The sequence below is a fragment of the Tropicimonas sp. S265A genome (assembly GCF_049800835.1).
Classification (GTDB): domain Bacteria; phylum Pseudomonadota; class Alphaproteobacteria; order Rhodobacterales; family Rhodobacteraceae; genus Dinoroseobacter.
Genome location: NZ_JBNAFU010000001.1, coordinates 640,475 through 659,384, shown reverse-complemented (window position 1 = coordinate 659,384; position 18,910 = coordinate 640,475). Strand labels below are relative to the sequence as shown.

The following is an 18,910-nucleotide window of genomic DNA, read 5'->3' as shown; positions in this document are numbered from 1 at the left end:
GATGTTCGACTACCGCGCCCTTGCCTTGCGTAAGATCACCTCCATCGCGCCGCGTTACCTGCCGTTTGCAGACGTCGCGACCGACGAGGTGCCATTGTCACGTCTGCTGCGTCTGTCGCTGTTCCAGGTCACCGTCGGCATGGCCCTCGTCCTGCTGGTGGGTACGCTCAACCGCGTGATGATCGTCGAGCTTGACGTCCCCGCGACGCTCGTTGCGTGCATGTTGGCCCTGCCGCTGCTCTTTGCGCCGTTTCGCACGCTGATCGGGTTCAAATCCGACACCCACCGCTCCGCCCTCGGCTGGCGGCGCGTGCCCTACATCTGGAAGGGCACGATGTACCAGTTCGGCGGGTTTGCCGTGATGCCCTTCGCGCTTCTGGCCCTGTCGGGCTACGGAGAGGCGGTCGACGCCCCCCGGTGGGTTGGCATGTCCTCTGCGGCCTTGGCCTTTCTTCTGGTCGGGGCGGGCCTGCATATGGTGCAGACGGTCGGCCTTGCGCTTGCGACGGATCTTGTCCGGGATGAAGACCAGCCAAAGGTCGTGGGCCTGATGTACGTGATGCTCTTGTTCGGCATGGTCCTGAGCGCGCTGATCTATGGCGCGCTCCTGTCCGATTATACGCCGGGGCGTCTTATCCAGGTGATCCAGGGCTCTGCCGTGGTCACGGTGGCTTTGAACCTTCTGGCGTTGTGGAAACAGGAATCGAGGGACCGCAATCGCGCCCGCGAGATGGAGGTGGCACCGCAGGTCCGGTTCCGCGATGCCTGGGCGGAGCTGGTCGCACGCCCCGGAACCATTCGGCTGCTGACGGTGATCGGGCTTGGAACCTTTGGCTTCGGGATGGCGGACGTTCTGCTGGAGCCCTATGGCGGGCAGGCGCTCGGGTTCACGGTGGCGCAGACGACGCGGCTTACGGCCATTCTCGCGGGTGGAACGCTTCTGGGGTTCGGGATCGCCTCGCGCGCGCTGTCCATTGGCGGCTCGCCCGTGCGCCTTGCGACATTTGGCGCCGTGATCGGTATTCCTGGCTTCATGGCCGTGATTGCCTCCTCCGTAATCCTCGGTCCGTCTTTGTTCATCGTCGGAACCCTGGCGACGGGCGTTGGCGCGGGGCTTTTTGGCCACGGCACGCTGACCGCGACCATTCGCAACGCTCCGAAGGGCAAGATCGGCCTGTCGCTTGGGGCCTGGGGGGCAGTTCAGGCCACCTGCGCCGGCATCGGCGTGGCGCTTGCGGGCGTCGTGCGCGATGTGCTGGTGGGCATGTCCGCGTTCTCGGGACTTCAGGCCCACACGCCCTATAACGTGGTATTCATGATAGAAATCGGCTTTCTTGCGCTGGCGATTTTGTTGGCGGTTCCGCTCGCGGCCCGCTTCGGCCCAACACGAGGTCTCAGACCTTCCAGTGCTGCTCAGTCCAACCCGGTGGAGGCACAATGACAGATATCATCACGCGGTACTTCGAGGATCCGGCCGACGCGCGTGCCGTGCGGTTCGAACTGATCCACCGGCGACGCTTTCCGCTCAAGATCGTTGGCCTCTACGAAAGCGCAGACGGCCTGGCCGAGGCTTTGACAAAGGCCGATGTCCATCCGGAAACGGCCAAGGAGTACCAGAAACGGGTCAAGAAAAGCGGCTCCGTCCTCTTGGTACGTGCCGGGTACAAACCGCTCTCCGTGGGCCGGACGACGCGCGAAGTGCTGGCAGAGATGGGCGCGACTGCGATCGAAGGCCTCAACGAAGAAAACTTCGTGCCGGAGAAGAAGGGCAGAAAGCTGAGCGTTCTGCAAGATCATCGGCACATGTTGTTCCGGCCCCGCGACCCGCTTTATGACAATGTTCACATGGCGGACTGGCCGATCGGCCTGATCAGTCGCCGCAAACCGACGACTGTGTCAGTGATAAAGCCACACGGGCGTTTTGCGAGCTGGCCGATCGGCCTGCTGGCGCCGTCCAAGATCCGTTACGGTCGCTTCCCGTTCGATTTCCTGATCCCCGGCCACAAGCATCAGGCAGATAAACCGATCGGCCTGCTTTTGCCGCATGACAAACGCTATGGCGCGTTCCCTTTCGGCTTCCTTGTTCCGCATGCCAAACGCTATGGCGCATTCCCGTTTGGCCTTCTCATTCCGGGCAACAAGTTCCAGGCGAAGTTTCCGTTTGGACATCTGGTGCCCAAAGGCATGCGCATGGCAAACTGGCCTTTCCCGCTGCTGATCAATGGCAAGCAGGGGCAGAACTCGCTTGTGCCGGGCCAGAAGTACATGGCGAAGTTCCCGTTTGCACACATCGTGCCGGGGCATAAATACATGGCCGACAAGCCCATCGGGCACAAGGTTTCGCACAATCGACGCTACGGGCGCTTCCCCATCGGTCTTCTCGTGCCGGGGCAGAAGTTCATGGCGAAGTTTCCGTTCGGCCATATCGTACCGGGGCATAAGCATTACGCCAAATTCCCGTTCGACCACATCGTGCCTGGCCACAAGTACATGGCGAACTGGATCTGGCCCCACACCAAGACAAAAACCGGGTAGGGAGACCACCCGCGGGCGTGTCTTGCGCTTGGCGTGGTCGCGTTCGCATCTCAGCGATAGACACTACTGCACACTCCGGAACCGCCCCTTTCGTGGGGCGTTTTCTCACGCGGACTGACTATGTTCGCGGAGAGCGGCTTACCCACCGTGAAACCTCGCAAACCGCCAATGCTTGCGTCGGCCCCCGAACCGCGCACCCACGATCAAACCTCAACCGGACAGGCTCATATCGTTTCATACAAGGAAATGGAGGCGAGTACCGGAATCGAACCGGTGTACACGGATTTGCAATCCAGTCTCCTTTTCTGTGAAAACAAGCGCTTAGCCAAAAAATGGTATCAGGACATATGCCGAACAAGGGATGAACCTGATACCCATGTTTTCGCTGGACTAAGAACATGAGTGGCATGGCCTTGATCTGGGCCGCGAACGTTAAAGGCCTCAAGCCAGCGGCGAAGATTGTGCTGATCCAACTGGCGGACTTCCACAACAAGGAAACCGGCCAGTGCAACCCAAGCGCACAACGATTGGCGGATGAATGCGAAATGGGGCGGGCTACGCTGTTTCGTCATATGGCAACGTTGGAAGAATGCGGTCTCGTCACGCGTCATGCTCGGGGAGATGGCGACGGCGGGCGCGGGGCCAACCATTATGAGCTGCACCTCGATATCACTCTTGGCCCTAGCGCCCGACCAAAGGGTGGATGCAGCAGTCGGGATGGGGTTGCGTCTCAAAATGAGACGGGGGGAAACGTCTCAAAAAAGCGGGAGAAAAGTCCCGGAAGTGAGACGGGGGTAGTCTCAAATCGGGACAGGAACCTTACCATTGAACCTAAGAATGAACCGCTTTCGCGCGGGCGCGAGGCGGAGGAGGCTGAGAAGATTTTGGCGGCTTATCCACCCGACCGGTTGCGCGGCAAAGCCACCTGCATTGCCCGGATCGAAGAGGCCGTGAAGGAAGGGATCAGGCCGGAGCACTTGCTTCAGGCCGTGAAGACCTACGCGACCGACAGCGCGGGTTTCACCCGAACCAAGGTCTGTTTCTCGGACAACTGGTTCAAGTCCGGGCGATGGCGAGCCTACCTCGAAGGCATTGCCAAGAGCTGAGAAGAGACGAAGGCGAGGGAAGCCGAGATGCTGGCGGGCTTGGCGAATTGGGTGACAGACAAGCATCCGCTTTGCCGTCACATCACACCTGGCCAGATCGACGCGCTCTTGGCGGCAGAGCTTGTGACACAGGCCCAAATCCAGGCGGCAGGCCTGAGATCATGAGCGCCACCGATCCGACCGAAGCGCAAACAGCAAGGCGACCCATGTCATACGGCTTGGCCGATGACACGGGACCTTGCGAGGGGCGGCACGCCTCCCCTTCGAACCCCACCGGCGCGAGCAATGCACCCGCCAAAGAGCCGCTCACCGAAACCTTCGTCTTCCGCTGCACCGCGTCCGAGAAAGCCCAGCTGCGCGCCAAGGCCGAGGCCGCTGGCCTGCCAGCCTCGACGCTTCTGCGCGAGGCTCTTGGCCTGACCGAGGCGCGCCGCCGCAAGCCGATCCCTCGCGTTGATCCGGCTCTGGTGCTCGCGGTCGGGCGCATCGGCGGCAACCTCAACCAGATCGCCCGCTGGCTGAACCACACCATGAAGGTCGGGCGCACAGACCTCGACACGCTGACCGTCGCCCGCCGCCTTGTGGTGATCGAACGCCAGCTTGCCGCCCTCCTTGATGAGGCGCGTCGGTGCTGATCAAGTTCTTCCCCAACGGCAAAGGCGCGGGCGCGGGGCCGGTCGGTTACCTCGTGGCTGAGTGCGTGCTGGCCTATGACGGCAATCGCGATCTGATCCGCGATGCCGACGGCCAGCACGTGACAGTCACCCGCGACCCGCTGCCCGAGATTCTGTGCGGCAACCCCGAGCGCACCGAAGCTCTGATCGACGCCAGCCGCCACCAATGGACATACCGCGCGGGCGTGATCAGCTTTGCAGACAGCGACGACCCGACCGAGGACCAGCAGGCCGAGGTCATGGATCAGTTCGAGCGGCTGGCCTTCGCGGGGCTGGACCCCGAGCAATATGAGGTGCTCTGGGTCCGCCATCGCCACGAAGGCCGGGTCGAGCTTCACTTCTGCACCCCGCGCCTGGAGCTGACGACAGGCAAGAGCCTCAACATCGCCCCGCCGGGCTATCAGAACGCTTATGACAGCCTGCGGGACGTGACGAACCGGCGGCACGGCTGGGCCGATCCATTGGACGTGCAGCGCGCACAAGAGGTCCGCGACACCATTGAGGCCCCGACCCGTGCCCAAGGCCGGGACGAGCTACACGCGTGGATACAGGACCAGATCGACATGGGCCTGATCACCGACCGGGCGATCATGATCGCCGCGCTCACCGCTGCAGGCTTCGACCTGCCGCGCACGGGCAAGGCCTACATCACCGCCCGCGACCCCGACACGGGCGAACGCTGGCGGCTGAAAGGAGAAATTTTCCATGAAGACTGGCAAGCCGACCCGTCTGAGCGAGAAGCTGAACGCGGAGCTCGACACGATCAGGGCCGAACACGTCGCCTCGATCTCGTCCCAGCTCAAGAGCTTCAGGATCGATTTGAAGAACATTGTGGGCGCCGCGCAGCATACCATCGCGAGCGATACGCGCCGCTTCCAGACCGAGACGGCGAGCCTGTTCGAGACGCGGCTGAGGTCGATCCGCCTCTGGCTGACGATCTCGCCCTGGCTGATCGCTGCGATGGTGCTGACGGGGATCGCCTCGATGATGGCCGCGAGCTTCTTCTGGACAGCGCATCTGAAGCGCTCGGAGCTGACGGACCTGGGCCTGACGCGGATCGAGCGACCCGAGGGGACATGGCTGATCCTCGACCCATCGAAGACGCGCCTCAGGACGTGCACGATGGGCGAGAGGCACGTCACCTGCATACGGATCGAGGAGGATTAGATGACCCAACTGACAGCCTTGGAACGCGACTTGCTCGCCTGCGTCGAGCGGTTGGTGACGGCCTCAGAAGCCTCCGCGAAGGACTTGACCGCCTTGGAGACACGCTCGACCGGCAGGATCGAGAGGGAGCTGGCTGGCTTGAAAGACTGCGTGACCTTGCTCATTCGTTCACAAGCCGCATCCATGCAGGCCTTGAGCGGATTGCTGAACGACGAGGCGAGCTACAAGACGCTGAACGAGAGCTTGCAGCAAAGCTTGACCTTAGCGAGGGCCGCCGCCGAGAGATTGAGGGACAGCTAGACAGCCAAGAGGCGCATGCGGAGAGGGGGTTGAGGCATTGAAGGTGAATTACGGAGCACGCCCTTCCGCAACGTTCTTACCAACTTGATAACAGTGCAGAGCGCATGGGAAATGTCGGACTGTTATTCCATCAACTTGGGTTTCGCAGGTCAGCGTTTTCGTTGTGGCACCAACAGGTAACGGAAGGTCGGCGTGCTTCTTGGCGAGTTCGATTAGTCCCCTTAGCTCACCTGGTTGGTCTTCGGCATATCTGTCTGACCATTTGATCTCATACGCCCAAGAAGGTTTCAGACGTGCCTCGTCTACACGCACCAAGTCAACCTCCAGGTCTGCGCGCCCCTTTTTCCAGCGCGCGTAGTGAATGTTGTTCATCATACGATTGGAGTGGAACCACTGCGAAAAAATTGCTGTTTCGGCCAGCGCACCCATTGGCTCGTCTCCATCCTGCACTGGCGCAAAAAGCGCTGTTCTCATGGAAGGGTTGGTCAAGTACGCCTTGAAATTTCGCATCCTGGCAAAGGTCTTGCCTGTCTCGTCAACCCGCTTGACCCGAACGATTAGAAACGCCGCTTCCAAGTAGTCGAGGTACTTCGTGATGGTGTTTTTTGCGACACCGGAGCTCTGTGCCAACCCATCCAAACTGATCTCTTGGCCAGTATGGTAAGCAAGAGTCGTAAATAGACGGTTCAGTTCCTGAATGTCTTGGATGCCGTAGAGGCTTGGTAGGTCACGCAACAAAACCTTGTCGATGATATCGCGCCCCAAAAACCGTTGAACATCGGCTTGAATGGAAGTGTTCAGAACGGCCTCGGGGTATCCGCCAAAATTTAGGTAGTTGATGAACTCGTCATTCAACCGTTCGATGTCGGTTGTTGTATAGCGCATTGTGCCCTGCGTTTCTCGCGCCTCGATCAGTCCATCTTCGACGCCTCGAAATGCTAGGAATTCGGCAAAAGTCAGAGGGGGTAGAAAAAAGTCTGTAAACCGTCCGGCACCGGACTCTTGGCTCTTTAGTTTCAATGCGGCCGCAGCCGATCCAGATGCGATGAATCGTGACTTTGGGTGCCGGTCAGTTAGGACCTTTAGATGGACTTCCCATTCCTTTAGGTATTGGATTTCATCGAAGATGATTATCCGTCGTTCATCTGGGTTGTGGCCTGTAACTTCTTCAAACAAAGAAATTAGTTGTTCGAGCGGCATTCCACTGTAAAGAGGAGTATCAATAGAAACGAATAAAATGCTGCTTCCATCGAAGCCATTTCGTAAAGCTTCTTCGACCATTTGGCGCAGCATGACGGTCTTTCCGACGCGGCGCGGTCCCATGAGGATGGTGGAGCGTTTTACGTCCCAGTCGAGCGCAAGGTTGCAGAACGGTCGAAAGTAGGAACGGAATTTTTCGCTTTCACCATTTGGTGCAGCGTAAGTGTCGCTCCACCAAGGGTTGTCTCGCCTCAAGCTCTTGAGCACATCTGATCGCGATATTTCCAGCATGTCGTGCTAGTATCACGGCGTTGATCTTATTGCAACGGTCGTGGTTAACTAACTGATCGCGATGTTATATTCGCGTTCTCATAGCGATAGAGCAGCGCCTTTGAAGGCTCATGGGATTGCTAAGTTCACGCACAAACATTCACGGCACCACTACCGGCGTGGTGGTCTGAAAACATGCTCACGTGGGGGAGATTTCGGGTGATTTGCCCTGTTAAGATCGCAAGGCACCATGTTAGGCTTCATCTCGACTGACCTGTGGTTTTTTGTACAGTACTGAGAAATTTTGATGGCAGATGGCTCTTTTAGCTTATTTGAGAACGCGTTCTGCGTGCTGAAAGCTAGATATGAATCTAACCACGCTGAATTAGTTGACCTAGCGGAAGATGCGGAATTCGAAGAAAGCCATCCTCAGGAACTTATACAGCGTTCGCAACAGGCTCTGGTTTCTCCGATCGCCCGCCTTGATCAAGAGCTGGGTTGGCTGCCCGGATTAAGCGAAAGACAAATTGGCGAAATTCGAGCGCTCCTGGACTCCGGACAAACAGACGAGCTGCTAAATTCCATCAATTTTTTGCCTGATCTTCCAAAAGCAAATGTCCTGGCGCATGTAAGTAACCTGTCAAAGGTGGAGGCTTCAAGGCTTCAGAGTTGGCTTCGCTGCTGGGATGACGTTGAGCAGGGCGAACTACTTGCGTTTATCAACTCCAACCGAAACATTTCCGGCTTCCCAAATGTTGATGCCTCTCAGATGAGCACCTCGGTCGCTGCGCTCGAATCTGCTCATGCAAGAAGTGCGGCGAAGGCAATCTGGCAGCTAGAAGAGCCAGGTAAAGTCATGGAGCACTTGGTGGAGGCTGAGTTGGCGACTGGCAAGCCGAACAGCATCTTGGGCCGATTTGTCCGCGAGTATGACAGTTTGAGCGAGCCAAAGCTCACTCAAATCAGAAGCGAAATCGACTATCAGATCGAACTCGCTAAGGAGCCTTCACCCAATCTCGACAGCGTGACGAACGAGATCGCCGCGCTGTTGAGCAGATGGGATGATGTGAATCAACCGGTTCAGGTCTACGAGCAGCACCAAGGCCATGAGGAAGGTCGCTCCAAGAAAATCTATGAAGCAGTTCGTTCTTTGTGTCTTGAATTGGCGAATGACCGGGGTGAGTTTCAATATGCAAGGCGGCTATCGGAGGCTCTGCTCCACACTTTTCCAGAGCTAGAATCTGTTGCTGAGGTGCTCAAGGGCGATGTCGCAACACTCCAAAACCTCGACGAACAGCAAAAGCAATTCGCAATTGTTGAGCCACTTGTAGCAGCCTGTGAAGCCGCAAAAACACAGCTCCCCGCGGTGAAGTCTGCGTTGCAGAAATCAGGTTTCGCGAACGCGCGAAAAGGCATCCTGAAGGAAATCTATGATGCATTTGATGCTGCCGCCAAAGCTCCCGAAACAGGTGATGCAGCATTTCTGGTAGTACGTGATTTGGCACTTTTCGTGAATAATGATCGAAGCGATCCAGAGACGGCTTTCAGGCTGATCGATGGCCTTATTCAGTATGGCGGGCGTCAGCCGTCAGACAAAATCGCAGATCAGCTAGATGACGAACGCGAAACGCTTCATCGAAACTGGAAAATGGGAGTGTTTGAGAAGCAGGCAGGCGATCTAGGGGCTATGTCAAAAACCGTCGATGAGATGCTCAAATACGCCAAAGGGAGTAATCGCACAGAGCTTTTGCAGGTAAAGTCGAACATTGACCGCAAGCAGGCGGGAAAGAAGGTCAAGTGGTTGATATATGGGGGTATTGCGGCTGTGATTGGTTTTTTCGTCCTCTCTGAGGAGATGAACAAGCCAACTTCCCGCACTTCCTATCAACCTACAACGACTTATCAGCCTTCGACCACACGTCCTTCGACAAATAGCACCGCCACTGCGACCTTCGAGGAATCTAGGCCGCCGGTAGGGCAGGGTTTGGTTCTGAACAGATCTCAGGTTCGGTACTGTGTCTATCAGGGCGAGCGCCTTGAAGCGATGAGGTCCATGACCTCTACGAATTATCAAATAGACCGCTTCAATGGGCTTATCGATGACTACAACTCCAGGTGTTCGAATTATCAGTATCGGAGCGGGGTATTAAGTTCAATTCGTCGTGAAGCTTCGAGCAAAACAGGTGAATTTATAGCGGACGCCCGGAGGATCGTGGCTTCATGGTGAACCAACGGAACTCAGAAATTAGTCCTGAAGCTGTAGCCCAGCTCTGCGTTGAGTATTGGAAGCTATCCACCGCGACCGAGCGAGCCCTGACTGTTTTGGAAGACAAAGACGGAAAGCGCTTGCAAGCGCAGTTGAAGTATTCAAAGCGTCAACTGGAAGTCATCCTTCAAGAGCTTGGGCTTAGGTTGGTGGATTTCCATGGAGAACTTTATCACGCCGGCCTCGCGGTATCTGTCGATAATCCCGCTGATCACGACGAGGAAGAAGAACTCATAATTAGCAAGACCTTAGAGCCTACGGTCATGTCCGACATGACGGTCTTGCGGCTGGGACGAGTGATCGTTGCGCCGAAACAGAACGAAGAGGAGTAAGCATTGTACCTGGGTATTGATCTTGGAACGTCAAATTCAGCGGTCGTTGGACACGTCGATGGCTCGCTCCGTCTCTTCAAGACCGCTGACGGCACCGATGTGCTGCCCAGCGTAATCTACCTCGACAAGAGGGGGCATCGCTTTGTCGGGAAGACCGCTTATGACCGGTTGTTGTCAGCACCCAAAAACGTGGCCCATGGCTTCAAGCGCTCGATGGGGACAAAGAACCAGATTTCTTTGGCTGGTGAGACTTGGACACCGGTAGAGTGCTCTGCAGAAATAATCAAAACATTGGTTGGCCAAGCCGCGACTGAGGCTGGCTCTCAGCAGATTGAGGGCGTTGTGATTACAACACCTGCTGCTTTCAACCAAATGCAGAGCGAAGACACGATTGCGGCTGCGCGCCTAGCCGGATTGGAACGGGTCAGTCTACTTCAAGAACCGGTGGCAGCTGCCCTGGCCGCCATTTCGCATAGCAAGCAAAAAGATGGCGTTTTTCTAGTTTATGACCTTGGAGGCGGTACCTTTGATTTAGCACTTGTGATGAGCACCGCCGGTGTCGTCAATGTAGTTGCCCATGAAGGTATCAACATGCTTGGTGGGAGAGACTTCGACCGTATCATATTTGACAGCGTAGTGCGGCCTTGGCTTTCTGCGAATTTTGCACTTCCTGGAAATTTCCAAGCTGACGACAAGTATCGGCACCTTGCTGATGTCAGCAAGCACGCTGCTGAAAAGGCAAAGATTCAGCTATCAGCATCCGATACAGCGTCCATCTTTGCCTCGGAAGATGAGGTTCGTGCGACCGACGAAAACGGAGAAGAAATTTACCTGTCGATCGACTTGTCGCGCAAACAAATGGCTGACTTGATCAGAGATCGGATCGAAGATTCCATTGGACTATGCCGCAAAATCATCACAGCGAATGGTTACAAATCGGAAGATATCTCAAAGATCGTGCCGATCGGCGGCCCTTCGAAGATGCCGATAATTCGTGAGATGCTCGAAGCCGAACTCGCGATCCCGGTCGATAGCGGTCTCGATCCGATGACGGCTGTCGCTACAGGCGCGGCCATTTTTGCAGAAAGCCGCGAATGGGATGGTGATAGCTCCGTCCAAAAGTCAACCAAGCAGAGAGAAACAGTGACCGGCGATGTAAGCCTATCACTGGATTTCAAGTCACGTGTGTCTTCAGAAAGCACAAAAATTAGAGTGAAACCTGCGGGTGAGGTGCCGAGTGGAGTCGAGCTCGAAATCTTGGATGAAGAAGGGTCATCATCTGGCCGTATCGCACTCAATGGCCCCTTGAGCGTGAATGTTAGCGTGCGGAAGAACGGGAAAAACCGCTTTATGGTCAATGTGTTTGACGAGATTGGCGGCAAGATCGAAAGCGCATCGAGAGAAATCGGCATTACTCGTTCGGAAGCAAGCGCCGCTAGTGTTCCGATGACTTACAACCTAGCGGTCAAGGTGCAGCACGGAATGGTAGGTTATGAGCGCAACAAGCTCGACACTTTGGTCAAGAAGGGAACAGCTCTTCCTGCTCAAGGCCGACAAACGTTCCGTGCTGGCAAAACACTGGTGGGCGGCGAAGACGATTTCATTGCGGTCGAATTCTATGATATGGCCGATGACGTCGATAGCCCCGAACACAACCTGCATATCGGCAATTTTCGGCTGAACAGCCTCGATGAACTTGAGCGCGGCGAGCGGATCAACAGAGGTGACGAATTCATCATTGATTGGAAGATGAGCGACAACGGAACACTGAGCTTTTCGTTGGAACTTCCGGCGCTTGGTCGAATTATTGATGCTACTAATCTCTATCGGCATGACGATGGCGGTATCAACTATGACGGCGAGCGAGGGGCTGAAGTTGCCGCAACCATGCTATCCCGTGCTGAAAGTGATCTTGAAGAACTTGAAGGCGCACTCGGTCATAATCCTGATTCAGCTGGCGACATTCGCAAACGCATCGAACGCCAGCAGGCGGCACTCTCTACATCTGTAGATGCCGATACACACAGATCGGTGGCCGAAGAGGCTAGAAAGCTGCGCCAGGACGTCGCGCTCTTGAAGATGTCTCCGGAAAATGAAGAACGCGTGCTTGAAGACGAAGCAAGCAAAGCAGAACTATCATTCGACGAGCTGCGAGACTTGGCCCAGCCAGTTGATAGTGAACGGCACGATAAGTTGCTGGTAACCACGCGTCGAGCAATACGAGAAAAGAACTTCGACTCAGCGCGCCGATCACTTGGTGAAATGCACGGAATTCGCATGAAAGTCCTCGCGGAAACGCCTGATTTTCTTATTGAAATATTCAAGGTTCTAGCTGCCGAACGGCATCTTGCAGTGGATGAGGTTTTGCATGACCAACACCTGGAAGCGGGCGTAGAGGCTGCAAAGGCAGGCGACGTTGAGCGATTGCGATTTGTAATCGGTCAGATGATGGGGAATCGGGTATCTACAGGCGCTGACGCGGCAGAAATCGTCGAACTGGCTCATCTGTTAGGAACTTGAGTGTTTTAGGCGACTTGACCTCGACATTGAGGGTTAGCGCCAAGACCTTGGTCGCTTCCTAAATCCCGCTGAACCATTCGGGGGAAATCTGTACGCGTTCAATCATTTCCGTCGCTACCCCTAGCCGGTTTTCCTTCAGCAACTCGCAGAGCCGATCTCCGTCGATTAGATCAATCGCAATCGCGCCGTCACGCGTGGCTTCATCCGACGCTTGGCTGGTGAAATGACCGGTAGTGATGAAGAGCCCTTTGTCTGCTCGGCCTTGCAGGGCCCCGCGGAAGTCACGGATTTCTTTTGAGCCGACGCTGCCCTTCCAACGCTTGCACTGAAAGTAGACCTGGAACGACACCAGATTGACGCGCAGAACTCCGACACCATCGATACCGCCATCACCCGACTTCCCGCGCACTTCGACCTTGGTGAAGCCTGCTTCGCGAAGAAGGCGCTGCGCAAGCCGTTCAAACCCATCCGGAGTCATCTTGCCCAGCACGGCCAGAAGAGCCGATTTCCAGTCTTCCTCGTCTGCAGGGCCGTCATCGGCCATGACCTCGATCTCTTCGCCTCTATCCGCGTCGGCCTTCTTTGCGGCCAAACGCTTCAGTCGAGCGCGCTCACGCTCTTCCTGAGTCACCTGGTCATAGATCGCTTGTGTAGCGTTCAAGTCGGAGAATGCGGAGCCCGTCTCGGTCAGCGCCCAAACCCCGCGCTTGGAGTTATTCAATGCATCACCGCGTTTCAGGTAGGTCCGCGCCCAGGCCAGGTAATAGTTCACCCGAGTGCGGTTTTCGTCGCGGGGCATGGTGAAGGCCTGTTCGGCTTCGGTCACGCCCTCCAGCTCGATCACTTTTTCATCGAGTTCCTGAATCGTAGCGGACCCGCCGAGGTCTTTCAGCGCCTCGACCGTGACTAGCATCATTCCGGGAAGGTCCGGGAGGGTCTCTGCATCTATCTCAAATCGCCTCATAAAAATCTCTCATTCAAAATCGCGACACGCTGGGGATCGACGAAAACAGCAGTACTGCTTCCATGCTGTCACCCCAGAAAAACTCACCGCCCAGGCTTTCCAGCTTGGCAGATTTGTCCTTGAAAATCTGCTCTGCCGCTTCAGCCGCTTTCCGATCTGGGAAGGGCGCTTGCAGCTCAATCCGCCACCGCCCCTTGGCAGCGGGCGGAATGCCGGCGTTCAGTTGGACAGAACGTGATGCTGGATCGTTCGAGATACCAATCTTCAGCGCGACGGACTTGTTTCCAAATGCCTTCGGGCGACCCAGCAGTGCAGCACCGTCACCGTCGAATTTCGCCAGGTACAGAAACGTCTCGCCATCGGTGTAGATCGAGGTCCGTTCACCGCTCGACCCGGGAAACGCCTTCGATGGAAAGAACTCTTCCCTGAAGGGGCTGTCCGTCAAACCGCCATCCCCAACCGGCGCTTCACCAAAGACGTTGACCTCGGTGACTTTGATCTTCAGCGCAGTATCGATCTCGGCGGGAGTTAGGGCACGGCTCCAAACGCCGATACCTTGGCCCGCATCCTTGTCGTAAGTGTCGGGTGCGATGCGCTCGATCGACATCTTGTCGAGTGCCCTCCATGCGCGACGGATTGGCAGGCCATAGGTCCACTTCCCGCCATCGCCGTTCGCCTTTTTGGCTTCCTGCGCCGCTCCAGATGCCTTCTCATCGTCGCGGATCGGGCGGGCCTCGATCTCGACAAACCCGAGGATGTGGGAGCGCATGGTCTTCTTCGTTTGACCCGCTGATGCACCGTAGATCATCATCAGGTCGCCGGCGTTCAGTTCCCGCAGCGCGCGGGCTTGACCGCTTTCCATGGTCCAGCCGACATAGCCCGCTTCTTCGGGGTTGAAGTCATAGAAGGCGCGTATCCACATTTTGCGCCCGTCGGGCAGACCAGCTGTCATGCCGCATACCTTCCATCCTCAACCAGCTCCGCTTGTCCCAACGCGGCCAGACTCTCCAAGAGCGGCTGCACGCTTGTCGTCCGAGCACGCATGAAGCGACGGGCGATTTGGTCGGGGGTGGCTTCGCCCATTTCGGTGAGCGCCTCGCGGACCGCTGCGATCTGGTCGGGGAGGGTTTTGGGCCAGGGGGCTTTTTCGACCTTGACCGTGACGCCCAGGTCCATGTCCTCGGTCTTGCCCTTGGCGGCCTGCCTGCCTTCGGGGTTCTGATAGTCGGGGCGGAGCCAGCGGATTTGGCCGCGCGCTTCTTCCTCGGCGCGTTCTTTGTTCAGCGCGACGAGGCGGAAGAGGATGTCTTCGTCGTTCAGGTCCACCGGCCAGCCATAGGCCTCGGCCACGGCGGCGTCGGTCTGGTCGTGCAGGTCCTTGAGGATGCCGATCAGGCCCTGATCATAAATCTCGCGGTCCTTGCCCTCGATGGTCTCTCCAGCGCGGAGCTTTTCCAGCACGTTGTACATCTGGGTCAGGGTCAGCTTGGGGTGAGCGGCCTGCTGGCGCTTGCGGTGGGCGTCTAGCTCTTCACCTAAGGCGCGCAGACGGGTGCGTTGATCGTCACTGAGTTCTGGAAAGGGGAAGGGATCGAAGGTCTTCGTCTTTGCGTAAACTGGATCGTTTCCAACACCTAACCAGCTGCCAGCGGCCAGCGCCCAACATACGTGTTGGTGCGAAGAAAGGATGGCGAGACGTTCAGGCTCCGAAAGGCAAAGCACGATCAGTTTGTTATCAGGCAGAACTGAGGCGTCTAGAAACTGAAAAACGCGGTGCTTCATTGTCTCGACGGTTGCGATGTAGCGCGGCAAACCATCGAGAGCAGGTCGCAAGTCACGTCGCGGTTCACCGTGTATCCACCAATTCTTGCGGTAGCCTTCGCGATTGTTTTGGTCGCGCTCCGGCTTAACGTTGTCCAAGACATGTTGATAAATAACCGGAAAACCATTCTTCGCTTCCGTTTCGCTTAGACCGAAAAGGTCGATCACCATGACCCCGCGAGGGCTTGCTGTCAGGTCGCGACCATTGCGGTATTCGCGGACGCGCCGCTCTGCTCCATCAATGCTACCGTGTCCCAGCTCCCTGGCCTTTTCAGGTGAAACGATAAATCCAGAACCGATCAGTTGAACGCCACGGTAGGCAAGCCTTTCGTTCGCCAGCAAGGGCTTTGACCCTGCAACATCCGCCCCGATCTGCAAGTTCGCAAAAACCTTCCCGATCTGATGCTCAAACGTCACCTGGCGGCCATCTGCTTCGTTCTTTTCCTTGCTCTCGGTCGCCACAGTCAGCAGCCGCCCCGCCCGGTTCCCCGCCGCGCCCACCGTCATGGCGATGCGCACCGCAGCGCCATAGAGCGTATCGACCCAAGGGTGATCCGGGATCGCGAAGAGCAGCGAGAGCGGCTTTTTCGGGTCGTTCAAATGCGGTTCCAGCACCCGGCGGTTGAAGGTTTGGCGCAGGGAGTTCGTGGTGATCAGGCCAAAGCGGCGCGTACCTTTGCCCGTCTTGGCATTGAACGCGCGCGTAGCCAGCGCCGCCTTTTCCCACCAGAACATCACCAAATCGGCGCTCTGCGGCATCTTGGGATAGGCTTTCCACAGCGCCTCGACATAGCCGTCACCCAGATTGTCGCGCAGGCGTGACGCCCCGATGAAGGGCGGGTTGCCGACGATGAAATCGGCTTTCGGCCAGACGGTCGGTTTAGGCTTGGCATAGTCATAGACCTGCACGCGCGCGTCGGGGTCAGGCACTTCCTCCCCCGTGACGGGATGGCGCATGGTGGTCACGCCGTCCCAGCGGGTGACGGGCGTGCCGTCTTCGTCTACACGCTCCGTCCGATCCTCCCATTCCAGCACGGCATCGCCTTGGCGGATGTTCTTGAAGTCTCGCAGCACAGGCTCGGACGGGGCGGCGTTGCCATAGGTGCGGAAGTGCCATTGCAGGTAGCCGATCCACAGTACCAGCTCGGCCACGTTGGCGGCCCAGGGGTTCAGCTCGATCCCGAGGAACTGGTGCGGGTCCACGGTGATCAGGGGCCGTGTGTCGCCCAAATCGTGCATCAGCGATGTGACCTCGCCCTCCAGCCGCTTCATCATCTCAAGTGCGACATAAAGAAAGTTGCCCGAGCCGCACGCGGGGTCGAGCACGGTGGTTTCGCAGAGCTTGGCATGGAAGTCGCGGACGAGCTTGAGCGCGTCGTCTGTTTTGCCATCTTCGGTCAGGCGCTGGACGGCGGTCTGCACGTCGCGCCAATCCTCGCGCAGCGGTTCGATGATCGTGGGTGTGACCAGCCGCTGCACATAGGCGCGCGGGGTGTAATGCGCGCCCAGCTTGTGGCGCTGGCGCTTATCAAGCGCGCGTTCAAGGAGCGTGCCGAAGATCGCCGGTTCGACCTGTTTCCAATCGGCTTCGGCAGCTTCGATCAGTAGGCCGAGTTGCAGTTCGTTTAGTGCGAGCGCATCGGCTTCTTTGAAGAGGCCACCGTTGAAGCGCTTGAGGTCCTGCATGAGGACTTGGGAAAAACCGCCAGTGTTCATGGTCTCCCACAGGCCCTTGAGCGCGGGTTCGGCGTGTTCCGGGTGCCCGCGCAGCTTGCGGAGCAGTTCCGTGAAGCTGCCGCGTGGGATTAGGTCCACATCTTCGGCGAACATGGAAAACAGACAGCGCATGAGGAAGCTTGCCACCGTCTGGCTATCGTGCCCCTGGCCTTCGAAGCTCTTGCCCAATTCAGCCATGTGGGCGGCGATGTCCCGCGTGACTTCGGCGGCTTTCAGGGACGGATCGAGGCTATATGGTTCGGTCCAGATCGTGCGCAGCAGTTCGCGGATGTCTTCGTCGTGAAGCTCATCAAGCGCGATGCGGTAGCGGTTTCCGTCCGGAAATTGGTTGTAGCCTTGGCCCTGTTTGGAGAAATCGGCGTAGAGTTCGATCACATGGCCCACGTCCACCACCATCAAGAACGGGGGCCAACCGTCCTCCTTTGCGACCGCGCGGGCGTAATTGTCCGCCTGATTGCGCGCCTTGAGCATGTTGTCGTCCCATGCGGCAGTACCGCGCACACCATGTCCGGTGCGCTTCTGTTTCCGCTCGGCGGTACCCTTGGTCAGGTCGCCTTGCCGATTCTTCTTCTGGTTCACGCCCTGTTTGGTTTCCAGAATGAAGTGGCCCGCGCGATAAACATCGACAAAACCAGTGCTGCGCTTGTGGGTGTGCGCGAAGGTGACGGGCCGCTCGAACCGGTAGTGATCGTTGGCGTCATCATCCGTTGCCGGGAAGGGGCGTTGGAGGCCGAGCAGCTCAGTCAGTTCGATCACAAACAGCTGGTAGTTGGCGTGTTCACTTCCGCCAGACGGCTTCCAACGGGCGATAAATTCGCCGATCTGCTCTTCCTTGGTCATTTACTGGTCAATCACTTTTCGGGGCAAAACGCGTTGTTCTAAAAAGGTTTCAAGGGTGTAGGTGTCGAGAAATTGTTGGCTGGCTTGAAGGGGTTTCTGCAGGCGCTGTTCAAGTCCTGCGCAGACGCCCATCACAGCAATGCCGACGGCCATCCAGACCAAGGGCGTGAGGGAAAGACCTTCTGAAAAAAAGGTCAGAAATAGAAGCGGAATGACAACGAATGGCAGGCCGAGCAGGTTAAGGTACCGGAGCTTTTTCACTCTGAGCGCGACAGTCTCCGCCAGACGTTGGTGTTCCACCGCGATCTCGCCTTCCCGTGCCAGAAACTCGTCTTCCAATTGTCCTCGAAGGTAGTGTCCGCAGCGGCAATGGTCCCTCGTCAGGTACTCCGCCTGTTCACAAGCGGCGCACCTGATCGCGTTGATCCCAGGTGCCTTGGGTCGTGTTGGATCGCGCCGGATCGGTGTTTCGCTTGGTGTGAGAGCATGTCTCTCAAGAAATCGATCAAGCCGATCAGCGAGCGACATCATGCGCGGTTTCAGCACGTGGACGTTTGAAGGCAGCTGCTTCTCAGACATCACGCGACTAGCCCCAGGATGCGGTCTACTCGTTGGGTGTCGGGTGCATTTTCAGCCTTGTTCAATGGGTCCTGATTCAGGAACTCAGCAAAGAGGAAATCGATTGCGTCCCACTTCTTCTCATCAGGGACTGACAAGCCACGTTCTTTAATCCGATGTTCTACAGCCATGCCGACCTTGCGATAGGCACGAGCCATTTCGCGTTCGCGTCGAGTCAATCCTGGCTCAACGTCGCCTTCCAGCACCCACAGCGGATCGGCCTCGAACTCTTGAAAAAACTTCAAAAGGAGCGATCCGGGAAGGTCGCGTTCGCCGCGTTCATAATACTGGTAAGCGCTACGACTGACTTGCAGGCGTTCAGCCATCTCTTCTTGAGAGAGTTTTTCTTGGCGCCTTACCGCCGATAAGCGGTGTCCAATGCCTTGCTCTGTCATGCGCAACCTTGATTCTTGTTGCAAAGACCACAAATGTGGTCAAATATGCATCATATGACCATGAATTGCGGCGATGCGCTCGTTTCTCACATGTTGAGCGTACTTTTGTTTCATTCTGAAAGCAAAAGGGAATCGAGCGCTTCGTTTCGTGGTCGCAGCAGACAT

At 57.1% G+C, this 18,910-nt stretch carries 15 protein-coding genes; 9 read left to right on the top strand and 6 right to left on the bottom strand.

Features of this window, described 5'->3' with window-relative positions:
• Position 1 precedes the first annotated feature (1 nt).
• The 6 genes from ACP15N_RS03235 to ACP15N_RS03210 all read left to right on the top strand — a co-directional run bounded on the left by ACP15N_RS03235 (position 2) and on the right by ACP15N_RS03210 (position 5,823).
• Positions 2-1,441 carry a PucC family protein gene (locus tag ACP15N_RS03235; RefSeq protein ID WP_425090773.1) on the top strand — a complete coding sequence of 480 codons (1,440 nt, stop codon included), beginning with the start codon at positions 2-4 and terminating at the stop codon, positions 1,439-1,441.
• Positions 1,438-2,535, top strand: coding sequence for a PucR family transcriptional regulator (locus ACP15N_RS03230; RefSeq protein ID WP_425090772.1), 1,098 nt, complete (start codon positions 1,438-1,440; stop codon positions 2,533-2,535). Before ACP15N_RS03235 ends, ACP15N_RS03230 begins: the two co-directional genes overlap by 4 nt.
• A 407-nt stretch (positions 2,536-2,942) precedes the next feature.
• Positions 2,943-3,641, top strand: coding sequence for a helix-turn-helix domain-containing protein (locus ACP15N_RS03225; RefSeq protein ID WP_425090771.1), 699 nt, complete (start codon positions 2,943-2,945; stop codon positions 3,639-3,641).
• Between the two features lie 27 nt (positions 3,642-3,668).
• Positions 3,669-3,806 (top strand): hypothetical protein, encoded by a 138-nt coding sequence (locus tag ACP15N_RS03220; RefSeq protein ID WP_425090770.1) that lies wholly within the window; start codon positions 3,669-3,671, stop codon positions 3,804-3,806.
• Positions 3,807-3,847: 41 nt separating this feature from the next.
• Positions 3,848-4,276, top strand: a complete 429-nt coding sequence (locus ACP15N_RS03215; RefSeq protein WP_425090769.1) for a plasmid mobilization protein — start codon at positions 3,848-3,850, stop codon at positions 4,274-4,276.
• The gene (locus ACP15N_RS03210) at positions 4,270-5,823 is read left to right on the top strand and encodes a relaxase/mobilization nuclease domain-containing protein (RefSeq protein WP_425090768.1); all 1,554 of its coding nucleotides are present in this window, start codon (positions 4,270-4,272) and stop codon (positions 5,821-5,823) included. The genes ACP15N_RS03215 and ACP15N_RS03210 overlap by 7 nt, the downstream gene beginning before the upstream one ends.
• A 7-nt stretch (positions 5,824-5,830) precedes the next feature.
• Here ACP15N_RS03210 and ACP15N_RS03205 read toward each other — a convergent pair whose 3' ends face one another.
• Positions 5,831-7,273, bottom strand: a complete 1,443-nt coding sequence (locus tag ACP15N_RS03205) for an ATP-binding protein (protein ID WP_425090767.1) — start codon at positions 7,271-7,273, stop codon at positions 5,831-5,833.
• A gap of 286 nt (positions 7,274-7,559) precedes the next feature.
• Here ACP15N_RS03205 and ACP15N_RS03200 point away from each other — a divergent pair, with 286 nt between their 5' ends.
• From ACP15N_RS03200 to ACP15N_RS03190, 3 genes are read left to right on the top strand one after another with little or no spacing between them, the layout of a single operon-like run.
• Entirely contained in the window at positions 7,560-9,479 is a 1,920-nt protein-coding gene (locus tag ACP15N_RS03200) for a hypothetical protein (RefSeq protein WP_425090766.1), read from the top strand.
• Entirely contained in the window at positions 9,473-9,850 is a 378-nt protein-coding gene (locus ACP15N_RS03195) for a hypothetical protein (RefSeq protein ID WP_425090765.1), read from the top strand. The genes ACP15N_RS03200 and ACP15N_RS03195 overlap by 7 nt, the downstream gene beginning before the upstream one ends.
• A gap of 3 nt (positions 9,851-9,853) precedes the next feature.
• A complete protein-coding gene (locus ACP15N_RS03190) occupies positions 9,854-12,370 on the top strand; it encodes an Hsp70 family protein (RefSeq protein WP_425090764.1) in 2,517 nt (838 codons plus the stop codon).
• Between the two features lie 58 nt (positions 12,371-12,428).
• Here the strand turns inward: ACP15N_RS03190 and ACP15N_RS03185 are convergent, their stop codons facing one another.
• The 5 genes from ACP15N_RS03185 to ACP15N_RS03165 are packed head-to-tail and all read right to left on the bottom strand — an operon-like array spanning position 12,429 to position 18,745.
• Positions 12,429-13,334, bottom strand: coding sequence for a restriction endonuclease (locus ACP15N_RS03185; protein ID WP_425090763.1), 906 nt, complete (start codon positions 13,332-13,334; stop codon positions 12,429-12,431).
• A 13-nt stretch (positions 13,335-13,347) separates the two neighbouring features.
• Positions 13,348-14,286, bottom strand: coding sequence for a GIY-YIG nuclease family protein (locus tag ACP15N_RS03180; RefSeq protein WP_425090762.1), 939 nt, complete (start codon positions 14,284-14,286; stop codon positions 13,348-13,350).
• Positions 14,283-17,732 (bottom strand): class I SAM-dependent DNA methyltransferase, encoded by a 3,450-nt coding sequence (locus ACP15N_RS03175; protein ID WP_425090761.1) that lies wholly within the window; start codon positions 17,730-17,732, stop codon positions 14,283-14,285. The genes ACP15N_RS03180 and ACP15N_RS03175 overlap by 4 nt, the downstream gene beginning before the upstream one ends.
• On the bottom strand, positions 17,733-18,311 hold the full coding sequence (locus ACP15N_RS03170) for a hypothetical protein (protein ID WP_425090760.1): 579 nt from the start codon (positions 18,309-18,311) through the stop codon (positions 17,733-17,735).
• On the bottom strand, positions 18,311-18,745 hold the full coding sequence (locus ACP15N_RS03165; protein WP_425090759.1) for a helix-turn-helix domain-containing protein: 435 nt from the start codon (positions 18,743-18,745) through the stop codon (positions 18,311-18,313). Before ACP15N_RS03165 ends, ACP15N_RS03170 begins: the two co-directional genes overlap by 1 nt.
• Positions 18,746-18,910: the final 165 nt, after the last annotated feature.